The organism is Paenibacillus apis, from assembly GCF_018333295.1.
Taxonomy (GTDB): domain Bacteria; phylum Bacillota; class Bacilli; order Paenibacillales; family Paenibacillaceae; genus Fontibacillus; species Fontibacillus antibioticophila.
The window spans coordinates 262,495-281,263 of the sequence record NZ_BORS01000004.1 but is presented as its reverse complement, the minus strand read 5'-3'; the positions used below and the strand labels follow the sequence as shown (position 1 = coordinate 281,263).

16 protein-coding genes are annotated in these 18,769 nt (G+C 50.1%); all 16 read right to left on the bottom strand.

Annotation, left to right across the window (positions count from 1 at the left end; all coding sequences use genetic code 11):
- Positions 1 to 5 precede the first annotated feature (5 nt).
- Positions 6 to 359, bottom strand: coding sequence for a 30S ribosome-binding factor RbfA (gene rbfA / locus KI362_RS08140; RefSeq protein ID WP_212938483.1), 354 nt, complete (start codon positions 357 to 359; stop codon positions 6 to 8).
- 15 nt (positions 360 to 374) lie between these two features.
- Positions 375 to 3,029, bottom strand: a complete 2,655-nt coding sequence (gene infB, locus KI362_RS08135) for a translation initiation factor IF-2 (RefSeq protein ID WP_301626249.1) — start codon at positions 3,027 to 3,029, stop codon at positions 375 to 377.
- Positions 3,022 to 3,345 (bottom strand): L7Ae/L30e/S12e/Gadd45 family ribosomal protein, encoded by a 324-nt coding sequence (locus KI362_RS08130; RefSeq protein WP_301626248.1) that lies wholly within the window; start codon positions 3,343 to 3,345, stop codon positions 3,022 to 3,024. Before KI362_RS08130 ends, infB begins: the two co-directional genes overlap by 8 nt.
- Positions 3,338 to 3,655 (bottom strand): RNase P modulator RnpM, encoded by a 318-nt coding sequence (gene rnpM, locus KI362_RS08125; protein WP_301626246.1) that lies wholly within the window; start codon positions 3,653 to 3,655, stop codon positions 3,338 to 3,340. Before rnpM ends, KI362_RS08130 begins: the two co-directional genes overlap by 8 nt.
- Before the next feature lie 54 nt (positions 3,656 to 3,709).
- Positions 3,710 to 4,807 carry a transcription termination factor NusA gene (nusA, locus tag KI362_RS08120; protein WP_301626245.1) on the bottom strand — a complete coding sequence of 366 codons (1,098 nt, stop codon included), beginning with the start codon at positions 4,805 to 4,807 and terminating at the stop codon, positions 3,710 to 3,712.
- 94 nt (positions 4,808 to 4,901) lie between these two features.
- Positions 4,902 to 5,363 carry a ribosome maturation factor RimP gene (rimP, locus tag KI362_RS08115; protein ID WP_044478395.1) on the bottom strand — a complete coding sequence of 154 codons (462 nt, stop codon included), beginning with the start codon at positions 5,361 to 5,363 and terminating at the stop codon, positions 4,902 to 4,904.
- A 152-nt stretch (positions 5,364 to 5,515) separates the two neighbouring features.
- Positions 5,516 to 9,841, bottom strand: a complete 4,326-nt coding sequence (locus KI362_RS08110) for a PolC-type DNA polymerase III (RefSeq protein ID WP_301626242.1) — start codon at positions 9,839 to 9,841, stop codon at positions 5,516 to 5,518.
- Positions 9,842 to 9,970: 129 nt separating this feature from the next.
- Positions 9,971 to 11,422: a proline--tRNA ligase gene (gene proS / locus KI362_RS08105; RefSeq protein WP_044478392.1), complete on the bottom strand. Its 1,452-nt coding sequence runs from the start codon at positions 11,420 to 11,422 to the stop codon at positions 9,971 to 9,973.
- 45 nt (positions 11,423 to 11,467) lie between these two features.
- Positions 11,468 to 12,742: an RIP metalloprotease RseP gene (gene rseP / locus KI362_RS08100; RefSeq protein WP_301626241.1), complete on the bottom strand. Its 1,275-nt coding sequence runs from the start codon at positions 12,740 to 12,742 to the stop codon at positions 11,468 to 11,470.
- Between the two features lie 168 nt (positions 12,743 to 12,910).
- Positions 12,911 to 14,050: a 1-deoxy-D-xylulose-5-phosphate reductoisomerase gene (locus KI362_RS08095; RefSeq protein WP_216479601.1), complete on the bottom strand. Its 1,140-nt coding sequence runs from the start codon at positions 14,048 to 14,050 to the stop codon at positions 12,911 to 12,913.
- Between the two features lie 21 nt (positions 14,051 to 14,071).
- On the bottom strand, positions 14,072 to 14,875 hold the full coding sequence (locus KI362_RS08090; protein ID WP_301626239.1) for a phosphatidate cytidylyltransferase: 804 nt from the start codon (positions 14,873 to 14,875) through the stop codon (positions 14,072 to 14,074).
- A gap of 20 nt (positions 14,876 to 14,895) precedes the next feature.
- On the bottom strand, positions 14,896 to 15,663 hold the full coding sequence (locus tag KI362_RS08085) for an isoprenyl transferase (RefSeq protein ID WP_301626237.1): 768 nt from the start codon (positions 15,661 to 15,663) through the stop codon (positions 14,896 to 14,898).
- A gap of 72 nt (positions 15,664 to 15,735) precedes the next feature.
- Positions 15,736 to 16,290 carry a ribosome recycling factor gene (gene frr, locus KI362_RS08080; RefSeq protein ID WP_044478386.1) on the bottom strand — a complete coding sequence of 185 codons (555 nt, stop codon included), beginning with the start codon at positions 16,288 to 16,290 and terminating at the stop codon, positions 15,736 to 15,738.
- Positions 16,291 to 17,019: a UMP kinase gene (gene pyrH / locus KI362_RS08075; RefSeq protein WP_044478385.1), complete on the bottom strand. Its 729-nt coding sequence runs from the start codon at positions 17,017 to 17,019 to the stop codon at positions 16,291 to 16,293.
- A gap of 124 nt (positions 17,020 to 17,143) precedes the next feature.
- Positions 17,144 to 17,794, bottom strand: coding sequence for a translation elongation factor Ts (gene tsf, locus KI362_RS08070; protein ID WP_044478384.1), 651 nt, complete (start codon positions 17,792 to 17,794; stop codon positions 17,144 to 17,146).
- Positions 17,795 to 17,913: 119 nt separating this feature from the next.
- Entirely contained in the window at positions 17,914 to 18,612 is a 699-nt protein-coding gene (gene rpsB, locus KI362_RS08065) for a 30S ribosomal protein S2 (RefSeq protein WP_044478382.1), read from the bottom strand.
- Positions 18,613 to 18,769: the final 157 nt, after the last annotated feature.

The following is an 18,769-nucleotide window of genomic DNA, read 5'->3' as shown; positions in this document are numbered from 1 at the left end:
AAATTCTAATTTTCCTCTTCATGGGAGATTTCTCCCAGAAGCTTCTCGATTTTGCTTCCATAGGCGATCGATTCATCAATCTTGAAGATCAGCTCGGGTGTATGACGAAGCCGAATCCGTTTGCCGAGCTCTGTCCGCAAAAACCCGTTTGCTTTATCCAGCCCCTTCAGCGAAGCTTGCTTGGCATCCTCATCACCGAAAACGCTCAAGTATACCTTTGCCTGGGACAAGTCGCTTGTTACTTCGACGCCTGTTATGGTGACAAAGCCAATTCGCGGATCCTTCAGCTCCGTTTGGATCAATACACTGAGTTCCTTCTTGATCTGCTCGCTTACGCGGCCGGTACGATTTTTTGCCATGAGAGTCACCCCATCTTATTTGCGTTCCACGGTTTCCATCACGAACGCTTCGACAATGTCGCCTTCTTTAAGGTCATTATAGTTATCCAGGGTAATCCCGCACTCATAACCTTGCGCAACTTCCTTCGCGTCATCCTTAAACCGCTTCAGCGAATCTATTTTGCCTTCATAAATAACGATGCCGTCACGGATCAGACGAGCTTCGGCATTCCGGGAAATCTTGCCTTGTGTAACCATACATCCGGCAATCGTGCCCACCTTGCTGATCTTGAAGGTATTACGCACTTCCGCATGACCGATTACGGCTTCTTTATATACCGGATCCAGCATTCCCTTCATGGCCTGCTCGATCTCCTCAATCGCATTGTAAATGATGCGGTGCAGACGGATATCGACTTTCTCCTGCTCAGCTGTCGTCTTCGTCTGGGTATCCGGACGAACGTTAAATCCGATAATAATCGCATTGGATGCCGCGGCGAGAATAACATCGGATTCGGTAATTGCACCGGCACCGCTGTGGATAATCTTGACGCGCACGCCCTCCACTTCGATTTTCTCCAAGGAGCTCTTCAATGCTTCAACAGAGCCCTGTACGTCAGCCTTGATAATGACATTCAGATCCTTGATCTCGCCTTCCTTAATATGACGGAACAGATCATCCAGCGTTACGCGAGTGTTAGCTCCAAGATCGGACTGGCGCTGTGTAATCGCACGCTTCTCCGCAATGGAACGAGCTTTACGCTCATCCTCAAACACCATGAACGGATCTCCGGCTTGCGGAACCTCTGTTAAGCCGGTAATCTCAACAGGTGTCGATGGTCCTGCCTCCTTCAGACGGCGGCCCTTATCATTGACCATCGCCCGAACCCGTCCGAACGAATTACCCGCTACGAATGCGTCACCGACCTTCAAGGTTCCGTGCTGTACCAGAATACGGGCCACAGGACCTCTGCTCTTGTCCAACTCGGCCTCAATCACAGCACCGCGCGCGCGCTTATTCGGATTGGCTTTATATTCGTTCACTTCTGCTACCAGCAGAATCATTTCCAGAAGGCCCTCAAGTCCCATTCTCTGCTTCGCTGAAACGTTGACGAAGATCGTGTCCCCGCCCCATTCTTCCGGAACAAGACCATATTCTGTCAGCTCCTGCTTCACACGATCAGGGTTTGCTTCCGGCTTATCAATCTTGTTCACCGCAACGATGATAGGCAATTCGGCTGCTTTAGCGTGGTTAACAGCTTCTACCGTCTGCGGCATTACGCCGTCATCGGCAGCAACCACGATAATCGTAATGTCGGTCAGCTGTGCTCCGCGGGCACGCATGGCTGTAAAGGCTTCGTGGCCCGGCGTATCCAGGAAGGTAATCTTCTTGCTGTTGATCTCAACCTGATAAGCGCCGATATGCTGAGTAATGCCGCCGGCTTCTCCGCCGGTAACATTGGTGGAACGAATGGCATCAAGCAATGTGGTTTTCCCGTGGTCGACGTGACCCATAATCGTCACAACCGGAGGACGCTCACGCAGATCAGCTGCATCGTCCACTTCTTCAATCGTCTCAAAACGATCGTCCTCGACCGGAATCTTCACTTCAACCTCTACGCCGAAATCACCGGCCAGCAGGAGGATCGTGTCGATGTCCAGCTCCTGGTTAATCGTAGCCATAACACCGAGGGAAATCAGCTTCTTGATTACCTCGCTCGCATCCTTGTGAAGCAATTTAGCCGTCTCACCAACAGTCATCGTGCCGCGAACAATAATCTTCTTCGGTGTATTGTCGATCTTCTCGCGAGGCGGCTGTTGATTGTATCCGCCTCTGCCGCGATTCCCTTTGCCGCCACGGTTATTCTTGTAGCCGCCTTGACGGTTATCGTCAAACGAACGATTCGATCTATTGTAATTGTTGTTGTTGGAGCCTTTACGGTTACCCTGCTGTCCAAAATTGGAGCCGGACTGGTTGCCAGCGCCGCCTTGCCCGCCTCTGGAGTTGTTATTATTGGAGAAGCCTCCGCCTTGGCCTGAATTGCCGCCGGCAGATGAATTACGGTTCGGCTGCGCAGGACGATTGTTGCCTCCGCCAGAACGGTTAGAGGAATCATTACGCGATCCTTGCCCTTGACCTTGGGACTGGCCTTGGCCCTGAGTTCTTCCTTGCTGAGGCCCACGGTTAGGATTCGATGATTGATTGGGTCTCGGTCTGGAGCCTTGGGATTGCTGTTGTCCGCCGCCAGGGCGGTTGTTTGATCTTTCCTGTGTAGCTTGAGTGCTGCCTGTGGCAGACGAATGGGTGTTTTGAGTTGTTTTATTCATGCTTACCTGCTTTTCTTGTTGATTTTTGTGTTGCGATCTCTGCTGCCCTTCAGGGCCTCGAGTAGGTTCTGGACGAGTCTGATTCCGCTCTCCTGATGTTGCTCTAGGCGACTGGCCTCCTCCTGCGGAAGCCGGAGCCGGCGATTTAGCGGGAGCCTCGGTCCGTTTGGCAGCTGCATTGCTCTTAATATCCTTGAAAAATTGTTCTACACGAGTAACGGAGTCATTCTCCATAACACTCATGTGATTATTAACCGGGATATTAAGACGCTTAAGAATCGTAATAATTTCCTTGCTGCTCATATTTAGGGATTTGGCGTATTCATACACCCTGAGCTTATCTTTGTTATCTTGTTTACTCAATATACTCCACCTCCGACGTATTCTCGATTTCTTTGGCAATCATATCGGCAAACCCTTGATCCGTCAGTGCGAGTACGACCCGCTCCGGCTTACCTACGCTGGATCCGAGCCGGTCACGGTCGAATCCGATGATCAATGGGATTTTGTAGGTTCTGCATTTATCACGGAATTTCTTTACTGTATTCGGTGCAGCGTCAGCCGCTATAACGACAAGTCTTGCTTCCGATGAACGGATTCCTTTCAGAACAAGTTCATCTCCTGTCACCAGCTTTCCCGCTCTAACAGCAAGGCCGAGATGGGATAGCATTTTACTCATGATCGTCCTCTCCTTCCCGGTCCCGGGTGAGAAGGTACTCTTCCTCCACGGCCAGGAAGTCTCTGGCAAGCTGCTCATAAACCTCGGGACCTACCGTTGAGTTCAAGGCCCGGTCGAGAGCCCGATTCTTGTGGGCAAGCTTGAAGCAAGCCACCTGTCCGCATAAATAGGCCCCCCGCCCCGACTTTTTGCCGGTGAGATCAATCGATACCTGGCCTTCCGGTGAACGCACTATGCGTATTAGGGATTTCTTCGGCATCATTTGCTGACATGCTACGCATTTACGCAGCGGCACTTTTCTAGGCTTCATTTCATAACCCCCGTCCATTCCCTTACGGGCTATCTCAATAAAGCGAATTATCGCTTAATCAATTGAAACAGAGTCTTGAGGCAATTCTTCTTGGTCGGTCTTCTCTCTGCCGAATTCCTCTTCTGCCTGTGTCTCGCTCTTGATATCAATCTTCCAGCCGGTCAGTTTGGCTGCCAGACGGGCATTCTGTCCTTTGATCCCGATGGCAAGAGAAAGTTGATAATCCGGAACGATGACGCGAGCCATTTTCTCAGCCTCAAACACTTGAACCTCCAGCACTTTGGAAGGGCTCAATGCATTAGCCACATATTCCTCAATGCTATCCGAATAGCGAACGATATCAATCTTCTCTCCACGCAATTCATTCACAATGGTCTGTACACGGGTTCCTTTTGGTCCAACGCAGGATCCGACCGGGTCGACTTCAGGATTGCGGGAATATACCGCAATTTTGGAGCGGAAGCCTGCTTCACGAGCTACGGAGCGAATTTCGACCACACCTTCGAAAATTTCAGGCACTTCCAGCTCGAACAGACGTTTAAGCAGCCCGGGATGTGTACGCGAGAGAAGAATCTGAGGTCCCTTTGTCGTGTTCTCCACTTTGGTAATATAGGCCTTGATCCGGTCTCCGTGCTTGAATTTTTCGTTCGGCATGAGCTCATTCAGCGGAAGATGCGCTTCCACTTTGCCCAAATCGACAAAAATATTGCGCAGATCCTGACGCTGCACAATACCCGTTACAATGTCTTCTTCTTTTTCAACGAAGGCATTATAGATCAAGCCGCGCTCCGCTTCACGGATACGCTGGGTCACAACCTGCTTTGCCGTCTGGGCTGCAATACGCCCGAAGTCGCGAGGCGTCACCTCGATCTCAGCCACATCGTCAATCAGGAAGCTCGGGTTCAATTCCCGCGCTGCCGGCAGGGAAATCTCGGTACGGGGATCCAATACATCCTCGACAACCATCTTCCGTGCAAAAACTTTAATCGCGCCGGTATGGCGGTTCATGTCAACCCGCACATTCTGTGCCGCATTAAAATTCCGTTTGTAGCTGGAGATCAATGCAGCTTCAATGGCTTCAAACAAAATATCCTTACTGATTCCTTTTTCTCTTTCCAACTCATTCATGGCTTCGATAAAATCCATACTCATTTGCCTCGAGTTCCCCCTTTCATAGTGCCAACCCATTCATATAAACCGTGTTCTTCAGCTTAAAGAGCCTGCTCAGCAACGAGACTGAACAGCCCTAAAATATAATGGCCAACCGGGCGCTGGCGACTTTACCGTAAGGAACCGTATAGGTCTTCTTGCCGATCTCGATCACGAGCTCTTCCCCCGCAAAGGAGAGCAGCCGACCCTCGAACTCCTTCAAGCCATTGACCGGTTCATATGTAGTTACGAATACATCCTTGCCGACCGCCTTCGCAACGTCCTCCGCTTTCTTGAGCGGACGTTCCGCACCGGGCGAGGATACTTCCAGAAAATAAGCTGTAGGAATCGGATCGTTCGCATCAAGCTTCTCGCTCAAAAACTCACTGATCCGGCCGCAGTCATCGATATCGATGCCCCCGTCCTTATCGACGAAAACACGCAGAAACCAATTGCTGCCTTCCTTTACATATTCAATGTCTACCAGCTCAAAGCCGTTTTCCTCCAAATAAGGGTTGACCATATCCTCGACGGCCGCTTTGATCTTCGGTGTGCTCAAGCTTACATTACCTCCATATGGTTGTTTCCTGTATACCAAACAGTAAAGAGTGGGTTTCCCCACTCTTTTAGCAACGGTTCTATCTTCATGATTACCAAAAAAATTATAACATAGTCCGTTAAGACTGACAAGTAAATCCCCTTTACGTCCGTTTAAAACAGCGATAGCTGATTGCTCTCCGGCAAGCCGCGGAAGCAGCCCATCGAGCCGAGCAATTCAACAATAGTCTTACTCGCTTTTGACTTCTGCTGGAAGTCTTCGACAGACAGGAACTCGCCCTGCTCCTTCGCCGCTGCAATGTTGCGGGCCGCATTGACGCCAATTCCGCCCAAGGCCGAGAACGGCGGGATCAGGGCGTCGCCGTCAACGATAAATCTGGTGGCATCGGAACGATACAGATCGATGCTCTTGAACCGGAAGCCGCGCGCGGTCATCTCCAGTGCCATCTCCAGAATCGGAAGCATGTTCTTTTCCTTCGGAAGCGCCTGGAATCCCTTCTGCTCGATCTCGTCAATCTTGCGGTTGATCGCATCGTAGCCCTGACAGAGCAGCTCCAGATCGAAATCCTCGCCCCGGACCGAGAAGTAAGTCGCATAATATTCAATCGGATAATAGAGCTTGAAGTAGGCGGTACGCACGGCTGAAATAACATAGGCCGCCGCATGCGCCTTCGGAAACATATACTGGATCTTCAGGCAAGAATCAATGTACCATTGCGGAACCTTGCACTTCTTCATTTCATCGATCCATTCCTGAGACAATCCCTTCCCCTTACGCACACTCTCCGTAATTTTAAAGGCAAGACCTGCATCCATTCCGGCCTTATAGATCAGGAACAGCATAATATCGTCCCGGCAGCCGATAACGGTCTTGATGTTACAGGTTCCGTTCTTGATCAGCTCCTGGGCATTGCCGAGCCATACGCCGGTTCCATGCGACAGTCCGGAGATTTGCAGCAAGTCCGCAAAGGAGGATGGCTGGGATTCAACCAGCATCTGTCTTACGAACTTGGTACCCATTTCGGGTATCCCGTAGGTTGCTACCGGAGTACGGATCTGCCCGGGCGAGACCCCGAGCGATTCCGTAGAATTGAACATCGACATGACCTTGGGATCATTCATCGGAATGGTCGTCGGATCAACACCGGTTAAATCCTGCAGCATCCGCATCATGGTCGGATCATCGTGTCCGAGAATATCAAGCTTGAGCAGGTTCGCATCAAAGGCGTGATAATCGAAATGCGTGGTCATCCATTCCGCTTCCGTATCATCGGCCGGGTACTGCACCGGCGTTATATCTTCTACTTCAATATAATCCGGCACGACTACAATCCCGCCCGGATGCTGGCCCGTGCTCCGCTTGACGCCCGTACAGCCAGCGGCCAGCCGGTTAAGCTCCGCGCCCCGCCAATGCTTGTGATGCTCTTCTTCGTATTTCTTGGCAAAGCCGAATGCCGTTTTCTCTGCAACTGTACCGATGGTTCCCGCCCGGAACACATTCTTCTCACCGAACATGACCTTGGTAAAGTTATGGGCCTGGGGCTGATACTCACCGGAAAAGTTCAAGTCGATATCGGGAACCTTGTCTCCTTTAAAGCCAAGGAAGGTCTCGAACGGAATATCCTGTCCTTCCCCCTTCAGCTTCTGTCCGCACTTCGGACAGGGCTTATCCGGCAAGTCGAACCCGCTTGGCACGCTGCCATCCAGAAACCATTCGCTATGCTTGCATTCCGGATTCGTACAGATGTAATGCGCCGGCAGCGGATTTACTTCGGAAATGCCCAGGAAGGTCGCAACGACCGAGGAGCCTACAGAGCCCCGTGAGCCGACCAAATATCCGTCCTGGTTCGACTTTTTCACCAGCCGCTCGGAAATGAGATAGTTCGCAGAGAAGCCGTATTTGATAATCGGCTCCAGCTCCTTCTCAAGCCGCTTCACGACAACGTCGGGAAGCTCCTCCCCGTAGATGGATCTAGCGGTCGCATAGCAAGTATTCCGGATTTCCTCATCCGCGCCTTCCAAGATCGGTGTGAACAGCTTATCCGGGAACAGCTCTAACTCTTCAAAGCGGTCAGCAAGCTCAGCCGTGTTGGTCACGACTACTTCAAATGCCTTGTCCTTGCCCAAAAATTCGAATTCTTCCAGCATCTCGTCTGTCGTCCGGAAATGAGCATCCGGCTTGCGGATATCCTTCAGCGGACTAAATCCGGTGATGCCATGGATCGTAATATCCCTATACAGCTTGTCCCGCGGATCCAGATAATGCACATTGCCCGTAGCGACTACCGGCTTGTTCAGCTTAAAGCCAATCTCAACGATTTTGCGCACCGCTGTCTTCAGCTCTTCCACACTGCCCACAAGCCCTTTGTCCACGAGATGCATGTACATCGTCAGCGGCTGGATCTCCAGCACATCATAGAAGTCAGCGATACCCTCTGCTTCTTCCATGGATTTGTTAAGCACGGCCTCGAAAAACTCGCCCTTTTCGCAGCCTGACATAATCAGTAGCCCTTCACGCATATCTGCAAGCTTTGATTTAGGAATGCAGGCTACCCGCTTGAAGTATTGGGTATGAGACATGGACACCAGCTTGAACAGGTTCTTCTTGCCTGTCATGTTCAGTGCATAAATTCCGCTATGAAACGGACGGGCATTGGATAAGTCCTTCCCGACCCGGTCATTGAGCCGCTCCAGGGAGACGATCCCTTCCTGCTTGTCCGCATCCTCAATTAATCCAATCAGGATCTGGCCGAGGGCAAGCGTATCGTCGATCGCCCGGTGGTGATTCTCCAGCGACACCTTGTATTTGGCAGCCAACGTATTGAGCCGATGATTTTTCATGCTCGGATGCAGCAGACGGGCCATTTCCAGCGTATCCAATACCGGATTAGTCATGGCGGGCCGTCCCAGCTCTTTGAGCTTGGCGTTAACAAAGTCAAAGTCAAATCTCGCATTATGCGCCACCAATATCGCATCGCCGATAAAGGTGATGAACTCGTCCAATACCGGCTCCACATCTGGCGCATCCTTGACCATATCATCATTAATATTCGTCAATTGCTGAATATTATAGGGAATGCGTTCATGAGGATTCACAAAGGTGGCATAGCGGTCTATTTCTTTGCCATCCACCATTTTAACGGCGGCAATTTCGATGATTTTGTTCTGGGTCACCGATAAGCCGGTGGTCTCGATGTCGAATACGATAAATGTCGCTGTCTTCAATACCTCAGGTCGAGGATTCAGTACAACAGCTACATTGTCATTCACAATATTCGCTTCCACGCCATAGATCATTTTGATTCCGTTCTTTTTTGCAGCCTTGGCTGCATCCGGATAGCACTGGATCCCGCCATGGTCGGTTACCGCAATCGCCTTGTGCCCCCATTTAGCGGCTTGTTTGACATAATCTCCGATCGGAGTTACAGCATCCATCGTACTCATCGTTGTATGGAGATGGAATTCAACGCGCTTCTCCTCAGCTTGATCCTTCCGGGAAGGCGGAGCCTGAATCTCGGTCAAATCGGAAGGAATCATCACGAGCTCAGGGACTTGCATAAAGCGGTCCATTTCCACCTTGCCTCTTGCTTTGATCCACTTGCCGTTGGCGAGTTGACCCATTACCTTCAAATCTTCCTTGTTTTTAGCGAACAGCTTCATTTGCAGAGAATCCGTGAAATCCGTCAAATTGAACATGAACAGCGTATTGCCATTCCGCAGTTCTTTACGGTCCAGCCCAAAAATGGTACCCTGAACCGTTATTTTCTTCTCTTCATCCTGGATATCCTGAATAGGCACCGCCTGTTCCCTGACATCATAGCCGATCTGCAGCTTGATGACCTCTTCATTGTCAACAACTTCTTCCGGCGGGGCTTCCGCGCTCAAGCTATCCATCATCATCCGACTGATTGCTTCCCGATTCTCTTCCTCAATCCGCTGTTGGAATTCTTCAAATGCAGTTGCTGCATCCTCACCGGTCAGCAGCTTTACACGCAGCTGCAAACCGAAAAAAGTATCGTAATATGCCGTAATCGCCTTATCTATATTTTTTTTCCTGGCCAGCTCCAGTGAAGTCTCATCGGTAAATGTTACCGACACCAAGTCCCCGTCCACTTCATGCGTCGCTCTAGCCATCCAGCCATTGACCGATGGAACCTCACGCTGAACCCACTCCAGGAATTGCTTCCAATACTCCCCAACAATCTCCCCAGGCGAAACCGGGTCTTCATATCGGAACAAGAATGATATCTGGGCAATATGCTCCATCCTATCCTTTATTCGCGTATAAAATGTTCGGTACACTTGAGCTGGAACCAGGGTGGACTTGCTGAGCGTAATCAACCATGCTTTATTGCTTCGGCTGACCTCAACCGCTTCAATAACCCCATCGAGAAAATACGGATCAATCACCTGGGCCGGAACCTCTGCCTGCTTCATCAACAGTTCAAGCCTTGTTCTCTTCCCCTTAGCGTCAGACATGCTTCTCCCCCCATCGCCGTAGTGGAAATAGAATTTTATAATAGCAAAACTTCCGGCAGCGAAAGACAGGAATCATCCTGCCGCACTTCCTCTGCCGGAAGCTATATTCTTCGTGATCAAAAGCTAACCTTAGTAGGCTCTGGCAAAAACAACTGTATGCTTCGCCTCTTCGCCGCAGACAAGACAGGTTGTCTTGGTTACCTCTGGCTGGAACGGAATATTACGGCTTGTAGCACCCGTCTCGTCCTTCACATGGCGCTCGCAGGCCTCAGATCCGCACCATCCGGCTAATGTAAAGCCGCGCTTCTCCTCGATGCTTGCCTTCATTTCATCCAGCGTATCCACGGAATAGAAATGCTCTTCTCGGAAGGCTTTGGCACGCTCGTACATTTCCTGATGCACCTGCTCCAGCATCGCCTGAACCTCTTCCACTAACCGCTCTTGCTCAATAACCTTCTTCTCACCGGAAATTCGCGACACCAATACGCAAACTCCGTTATCCATATCACGAGGGCCGATCTCCAGGCGAACCGGAACGCCACGCATTTCATATTCGTTGAACTTCCAGCCAGGACGCACATCAGCACGATCATCGATGCCCACCCGAATGCCGTTCTTCTTAAGCTCAGCAAACAGCTCGTCCGCTCTGCCGACCACAGCATCCCGCGTCTTAGGAGGCCCGATAGGAATAATCATAACCTGCTTCGGAGCAACTTTTGGCGGAAGCGCAAGACCGCGGTCATCGCCATGAACCATAATCAGCGATCCGATCAGCCGGGTGCTTACTCCCCATGAAGTGGTGTGCACATACTCCTGAACATTGTCCCGGTTCAAATACTGTATATCAAACGCAGAGGCAAAATTAGTACCCAGATAATGAGAGGTTCCTGCTTGGACAGCTCGTCCGTCCTTCATCATGGCTTCAATCGAATAAGTATCTACAGCGCCGGCAAATTTCTCCGATGGTGTTTTCTGTCCGACAATGACCGGAATCGCCAAATAATTTTCCACAAAATCACGGTAAATTTCCAGCATCCGCATGGTCTCTTCACGGGCATCCTGTTCATTCTCGTGGGCGGTATGGCCTTCCTGCCACAGGAACTCGCTTGTACGCAGGAACGGCAATGTCCGCTTCTCCCAGCGAACTACGTTGGCCCATTGGTTAATCAGTACCGGCAAGTCCCGGTACGATTGAATCCATTTTTCATACATATGCCCAATCATGGTCTCCGAGGTAGGACGGATCGCCAGGCGTTCCTCCAGCTTCTCCCCAGCAGCCTCCGTCACCCATGGCAGCTCAGGATTGAAGCCCTCCACATGCTCCTTCTCCTTCTGGAAGAAGCTCTCGGGAATAAATAGAGGAAAGTACGCATTGCGGTGTCCGGTCTCTTTGAAGCGGCGGTCCAGCTCAGCTTGAATATGCTCCCAGATTTCATAGCCGTCCGGCTTGAATACGATACATCCCCGTACAGGCGAGTAGTCCATCAAATCCGCTTTTTTAATGACATCGATATACCACCGGGAAAAGTCCTCTCCCTGCGGCGTAATTTCCGTTACAAACTGCTTCTCCTCATTAGCCATAACCTTTCATGTCCTCCCGTTAGTTCAACAACTGAAATATTTCGTTTATCCGATCAAGCGTAAAATATCGTTATAGGTAACTGCAATCATTAGCAAGAACAGCATGGCAAACCCTATAAAGTGTACCAGTCCTTCCCGATTCGGATCTATCGGTTTGCCGCGCAAGGCCTCCACTGCCAGGAAGATCAGCCGGCTGCCGTCCAATGCCGGAATCGGCAATAAGTTGAATATACCAAGATAGAGACTCAGAATCGCTGCCCAATACGTCAGCTGTGCAATACCTTGCTTCGCAATCTGTCCTGTCACTTCAAAGGTACGAACCGGGCCGCCCAGATCATCCATCGAGAACTGATTGATCAGTTGCTTGAAGCCGAGGAATATCGCCTTGGTCGTGTAGACCATGTTATCCCCAGCTACCGTAAAGGTCTCGCCAAAGGATGCGCTGCGTGTCGGATAAAAGGTAATGATCGAGGTTCCGACCTTTGCATCCCCCTGCTCATCGACCGCTTTAGGGGTCAACGTAATATCGATGGTCTGTGTTCCCCGTTTAACGGTCCAAATCATGGTTTTATCTTTAGAAGCCTTAATCATCTCGATCAGACCGTTGGCATCTGTTCCAACCTTGATTCCATTAACGGTATCAATAATATCGCCTTGACGGACTCCAGCATCCTCGGCAGGCATATTCTGAATGACCTCGCCCACCTCAAGATGACTTGGGTCGGGTTCAGGAATTCCAGCCATTTGGATATGCAAAGCAAATAGTACAAACGCAAGGATAAAATTCATCAAGGGGCCGGCAAAAATAGACAAAGCCCGCTGAGGAACCGTCTTGCTTCCATATTGGCGGTCTCTTGGTGCGATCTGCGTCTCCTTGCCTTTTGCAACTAGCATTGCTTGCGGATGAACCGGATAACGGAGCGTCTCGCCGTCCACATTAAGCGTCACCTGCAGGCGGTCGATCAGATCCTCTTCTACAACCTCGCCGCGAATCACATTTTTACGGCTGTCCAGCCGGTCAAGGTAGATCTTGCGAACCTCATTCCCCTCCAGGCGGAGAGCTACCGTCTGTCCGACACTTAGGTCCACAAGCTCTGGATCCTCACCAGCCATCCGCGCATATCCGCCGAACGGAAGCAGGCGAAGCGTAAATTGCGTCTCCCCTTTTTTATAGGAAAACAGCTTCGGACCGAATCCAATGGCAAATTCACGCACCAGAATACCCGCACGCTTGGCGAAGTAATAATGTCCCCATTCATGTACCGTCACAATAATGAAGAACATAAAAACCGTCAGAAATATGATTCTAAGCAATTCCAATCTAGGCATCCTCCTTTGGGCCGCGGATCGTCCACATGGTTTTAGATTATCATTATTCTCCGAATGTTCACAAGAGAATACAGGGATGGAACTTTCCGGCTGAAAAAAGACTGCTCTTAAAGAGGTTGTTCAAAGAGTCATCTCTTGGTCACGAAGTGATTCAAGGGGTTAAATCGATGAAGCAATCTCTCTAGCCCAGCGGTCGGCGGCAAATATCGTATCCAGATCATCCGCCGAATGATTCGTATGTCTGGACAATGTCTCCTCAATCAAGGATTCAATACGCAAAAACGGGATTTCACCGTTCAAAAACCGTGCAACCGCGACTTCATTTGCCGCATTATACACGCTTGGTGCTGTCCCACCTAGTTTACCACATTCATAGGCCATTCTTAAACAAGGATAACGCTCCAAATCCATCTCGCGGAAATGAAGCTGTCCTGCCTCTGACAAGGAAAGGCGCTTAGTCTCCGAAGGCCAGCGCTCTGGATAGGTCAAGGCATATTGAATCGGAACGCGCATGTCCGGATTGCCAAGTTGGGCAATCACGCTGCCGTCACGATATTCAACGAAGGAGTGGACAATACTCTCCGGATGAAGCAGCACGCCGATCTGTTCAAAGTCCATTCCAAACAGCCAATGGGCTTCCATAACTTCCAGTCCTTTGTTGACCATCGTCGCGGAATCAATCGTAATCTTCGCCCCCATCGACCAATTCGGATGCTTGAGCGCATCCTCCACCGTCACTTGCTGCAATTGCTCGCGGTTCAAATGACGGAAGGATCCGCCGGAGGCAGTGAGCACAATCCGCTCCACATCGCCAAGACGCTCTCCATTCAAGCACTGAAAGATCGCAGCATGTTCGCTGTCTACCGGCAGCAATGAAACACCCTTTTTACGGGCCAGCTCGGTAACCAGATGACCTGCTGTCACCAATGTTTCTTTGTTGGCCAAGGCAATATGCTTTCCCGCATCAATCGCTGCCAGTGTAGACGGAAGTCCTGCACTGCCTACAATCGCTGTAACCACCGTATCCGCATCGGTCCCCGCTGCCACCTCGGTCAAGCCTTCCTCGCCGTAAAACAGCTCCACTCCAGCCGGAAGAAAAGGACGCAGCGAATCTGCGGCACCCTTGTCCGCTACAGAAGCTTTTTTCGGCTTGAACAGACGGACTTGCTCCAGAAACAACTCAATATTTCTACCGGCAGCCAATCCTTCAACAGAAAATTGTCCAGGATGCTGCTCCAGCACGTCCAGCGTCTGGGTACCAATTGAGCCTGTGGAGCCGATTACCGATATCCTTTTCATCAAGCTCACCTCATCTTGTTATCAGAAAATAGGTAGCAACTGCAAAATATGTACGAACGGAAATACGATAATCCAGCTGTCGCAGCGATCGAGTATTCCGCCGTGGCCGGGCAGCAAAGTGCCCGAATCCTTAATTCCATACACTCTTTTATATCCGGATTGAATCAGGTCGCCCATTTGTCCGACTGCAGCAGCACATAATCCTAACAATAGGGCTTGCCCGATTCCGAGAATACCTCCAGAGAACACGGCAAACAGAATGGCCGCAATTACCGCAGCGACAATGCCTCCAATCGCTCCTTCAATCGTCTTATTCGGGCTAATTGCAGGCCATAGCTTATGCTTGCCTATCCGCCGCCCGGTAAAATAAGCCCCCGCATCACTGCTCCAGATGGCCGCCAGCATCAGGAATGTCCAGAACAGCCCATGTCCGTCTGCCGTGCTCCGTGTAACCGCAAGGTAATGAAAACCGATTCCGATATAGACCATTCCCAAAAACAGCATGGCCATTTGACCGATCGGGATCTGATTTTTACTGATTACGGTAATTACAAGGAACAGGAACATGAGCAGCCAATAGCTGCGCAGGAGATCCAGAGGCATCGCGAGCCCGAGGAGATCCCAAGGGAACACAGTGTAGAGAACACCAAGGTAGCCGATCCAAGCTGTTCCCTGGAAGGGGCGGATGCCGGTCATACGAACGAATTCATAATAACCAATCAGACTCATCAGCAGGACCAATACATGGTACCAGAGTCCGCCCAGCATACAGAGCCCAAGGAAGCCGGCTCCAGCAACGATTCCAGTAATCATCCTTTGTCTCAACTCGCCACTCCTTCCATCCGCTAGGATAATCCGCCATATCTCCGGGTGCGTCTTTGATATTCTGAGACTGCCTCCACAAGCTGCGCGCGTCCGAATTCCGGCCAGTAGAGGTCGGTGAACCACAATTCGCTGTAAGCCGTCTGCCATAACATAAAATTGCTCAGCCTCAGTTCTCCTCCTGTACGGATCAACAAATCCGGATCAGGCAGGTCTCCGCTAAGCAGGGATGAACCCAGCAGTTGCTCGGTAATGTCCTCCGGCGATAAATCGCCTGTTTTCACCTTCTCCGCAATCCCCCGCACGGTTTCCGTAATTTCACGGTGACTTCCATAATTCAATGCAAAATTCAAAATAAGTCCGGTATTCTGCTTTGTCCGTTCCATCGCTTCTTCCATGGCAGCAAAGGTATGGGATGGCAGTTCATCTGTATGTCCCATCATCCGAACCTGGACATTCTTCTCAATCAATTCTTCAAGTTCAAGCGCAAGAAACTCCTGGGGAAGTGACATCAAATAATCTACTTCTTCCTTGGGACGCTTCCAGTTCTCCGTGGAGAAGGCGTAAAGGGTCAACACGGAAATTCCGAGTTCATCAGCCGCCATTGTTGCCCGCTTGACTGCCTTCATTCCGTTTCTGTGGCCAACGATACGCGGAAGACCAAGCTTACGAGCCCATCTTCCATTTCCGTCCATAATGATGGCAACATGCTTCGGTATATTATCAAGGTCGGTTGCCATGGCCTCCGGAGCATTCGCTTTTTTCCGCCAGGACTTAAATAACTTGATCATTATAGTTCCTCCAAGCCGGTGATGAAAAAGAGACAAAACCCCACCGTAAAAGGAGGGGCCGCGTATGATCTCTTAAACTTCCATGATCTCTTTTTCTTTTCCCGCCAGCACTTTTTCGACTTCCGCAACATATTTATCGGTCGTCTTCTGGATATCTTCCTGGTGTCTGCGTGATTCATCTTCAGAGATGTCGGTTTTCTCCAACTTCTTGATATCGTCATTGGCATCCCGACGAATGTTCCGGATAGCCACCTTGGCTTCTTCTCCGAATTTCTTCGTCATCTTCACCAGTTCCACCCTACGCTCCTCTGTTAAAGGAGGGATCGACAGCCGAATCATCGAGCCATCATTAGCCGGAGTAAGTCCCAGATCCGATTTCTGAATCGCACGTTCGATTTCGGACAGCGAGGATTTATCCCAAGGCTGAATCATCAAGGTGCGTGAATCCGGCGTGTTAATGTTGGCAAGCTGATTCACCGGGGTAGGTGAACCGTAATAATCTACCTGGATCCGGTCAAGCAGCGCAGGCGTTGCTCTTCCTGCACGAAGCGTCGCAAGATCTCGTTTAAGTGCCTGGATCGCTTTATCCATGCGCTCTTCAGCATGTTGTTTGATCGTTTGTGGCATTTAATCTACACTCCCTTTGACAATCGTCCCGATTTTCTCACCGAGTACGACACGCTTGATGTTGCCCTGCTCGGTTATATTAAACACAATGAGCGGAATGTTATTGTCCATGCACAGCGAGGAAGCTGTGGAATCCATTACGCCCAGGTTTTTGTTAAGTACTTCAAGGTAGGTCAATACCTCGTATTTCTCAGCGTTAGGATCCAGGAACGGATCTGCCGAGTATACGCCGTCAACCTTGTTCTTCGCCATCAGAATCACTTCGGCTTCGATCTCTGCAGCGCGGAGAGCAGCGGTGGTATCTGTCGAGAAGAACGGATTGCCCGTGCCTGCCGCAAAAATGACGACACGGCCTTTTTCCAGATGCCGAATGGCCCGGCGGCGAATATAGGGCTCAGCGATTTGCTGCATCGCAATCGAGGTTTGGACACGAGTCGGAACCTCAATTTGCTCCAGCGCATCCTGCAATGCCAACGAGTTCATCACCGTCGCGAGCATCCCCATATAATCGGCCGTTGCACGATCGATCCCTTTCGCACTGCCGGCAATACCGCGCCAGATGTTGCCGCCCCCGCATACGATGGCCACTTCAACCCCGAGACGGGTAACTTCCTTCACCTGCTGGGCAATTGATGAAATCGTATCGGCATCAATGCCATATCCATTTTGTCCGGAAAGCGACTCTCCGCTGACCTTCAAGACAACGCGTTTAAAGACTGGTTGTTCCAAATTGTATACCTCCACTTTAGACCTCTCTTGACTCCAAAAAGGGGTCTCAGTTTAAAAAAGAAGGAACACGGCGTGTTCCATCTATTCAAACGTTTAGTTTGTTCGTTTGCAGTTAGCTTCTAAATTATTGCTTCACTTGGGACATAACTTCCTCTACGAAGTTGTCCACTTTCTTCTCAAGGCCTTCGCCCAGCTCATAACGAACAAAACGACGGATGGAGATATTTTCGCCAATCGCACTGATTTTCTCGTTTACCAGAGCAGAGATGGTCTTGTCTGGATCCTTAACGAAGGATTGCTCCAGCAAGCAGAACTCTTCATAGTATTTACCGATGCGGCCTTCAACCATTTTTTCGACGATTTTCTCAGGCTTGCCTTCATTCAGTGCTTGCGCCTTAAGGATTTCCTTTTCCTTCTCGATTTCATCCTGAGGAACTTCCTCACGACGAACATAGCGAGGGCTCATCGCAGCGATATGCATAGCTACGTCACGAGCAAAATCCTTGAATTGATCTGTCTTTGCCACGAAGTCTGTCTCGCAGTTGATTTCAACCAATACGCCGATACGGCCTCCGGCATGAATGTAAGACTCGACAACGCCTTCCGTTGCAACGCGGCCAGCCTTGTTCGCTGCAGCTGCCAAACCTTTCTCGCGAAGGATCTCAGAAGCCTTTGTCAGGTCGCCGTTTGCTTCTTCCAACGCTTTTTTACAGTCAAGCATCCCTGCACCTGTTTTTTCACGTAGCTCTTTTACCGCTTTTGCATCTACTGCCATATTGTATTTACCTCCATAATAAGTATATTCTATTCATCTTAAAAAAAGGGCAGTGAGAGGTTTGACACCTACCAACCACCCTTTTTCATTTAATTCATAACCTATGTCGAGTCACAGCATTAAGCTGTAGTTTGCTCACCTTGGTTAGCTTCGATTACAGCGTCAGCCATTTTGCCGGTCAACAGCTTAACAGCACGGATCGCATCATCGTTGCCTGGAATTACATAGTCGATTTCATCCGGATCGCAGTTCGTATCAACGATACCTACGATAGGGATGCCCAATTTGCGGGCTTCTGCAACCGCAATACGTTCCTTGCGAGGATCGATTACGAACAGAGCGCTAGGAAGGCCCTTCATGTTCTTAATCCCGCCGAGGAATTTCTCAAGACGATCTTTCTCTTTACGGAGAATGATAACTTCTTTCTTAGGCAGAACGGCGAAAGTACCGTCTTCTTCCCAAGTTTCCAGTTGCTTGAGGCGGTCGATCCGCTTTTGAATAGTTTGGAAGTTAGTCAGCGTACCGCCGAGCCAACGTTGGTTGATGTAGAATTGACCAGCGCGCTCTGCTTCTTCCTTCACGGAATCTTGAGCTTGCTTCTTCGTGCCAACGAACAAGATCGTTCCGTTGTCTTCCGCTACACTCTTAACGAAGTTGTAAGCTTCTTCTACTTTCTTGACCGTCTTTTGCAGGTCAATAATGTAAATACCGTTTCTTTCTGTGAAGATATAACGATCCATTTTCGGATTCCAACGACGTGTTTGGTGTCCGAAGTGAACGCCTGCTTCAAGCAGTTGTTTCATGGAGATTACTGCCATCTTCACGCACCTCCTAGTTTGGTTTTATTTGATGCTTCCTCCGCCGGATTCACCTTCCGTGAAGACTCCTACCGGAGCACCCTTCCCGAAATCAGCCAGCGTGCGTTATAACACCGTCAATTAATATACCATAACTGAAATAGCGATGCAACAATTG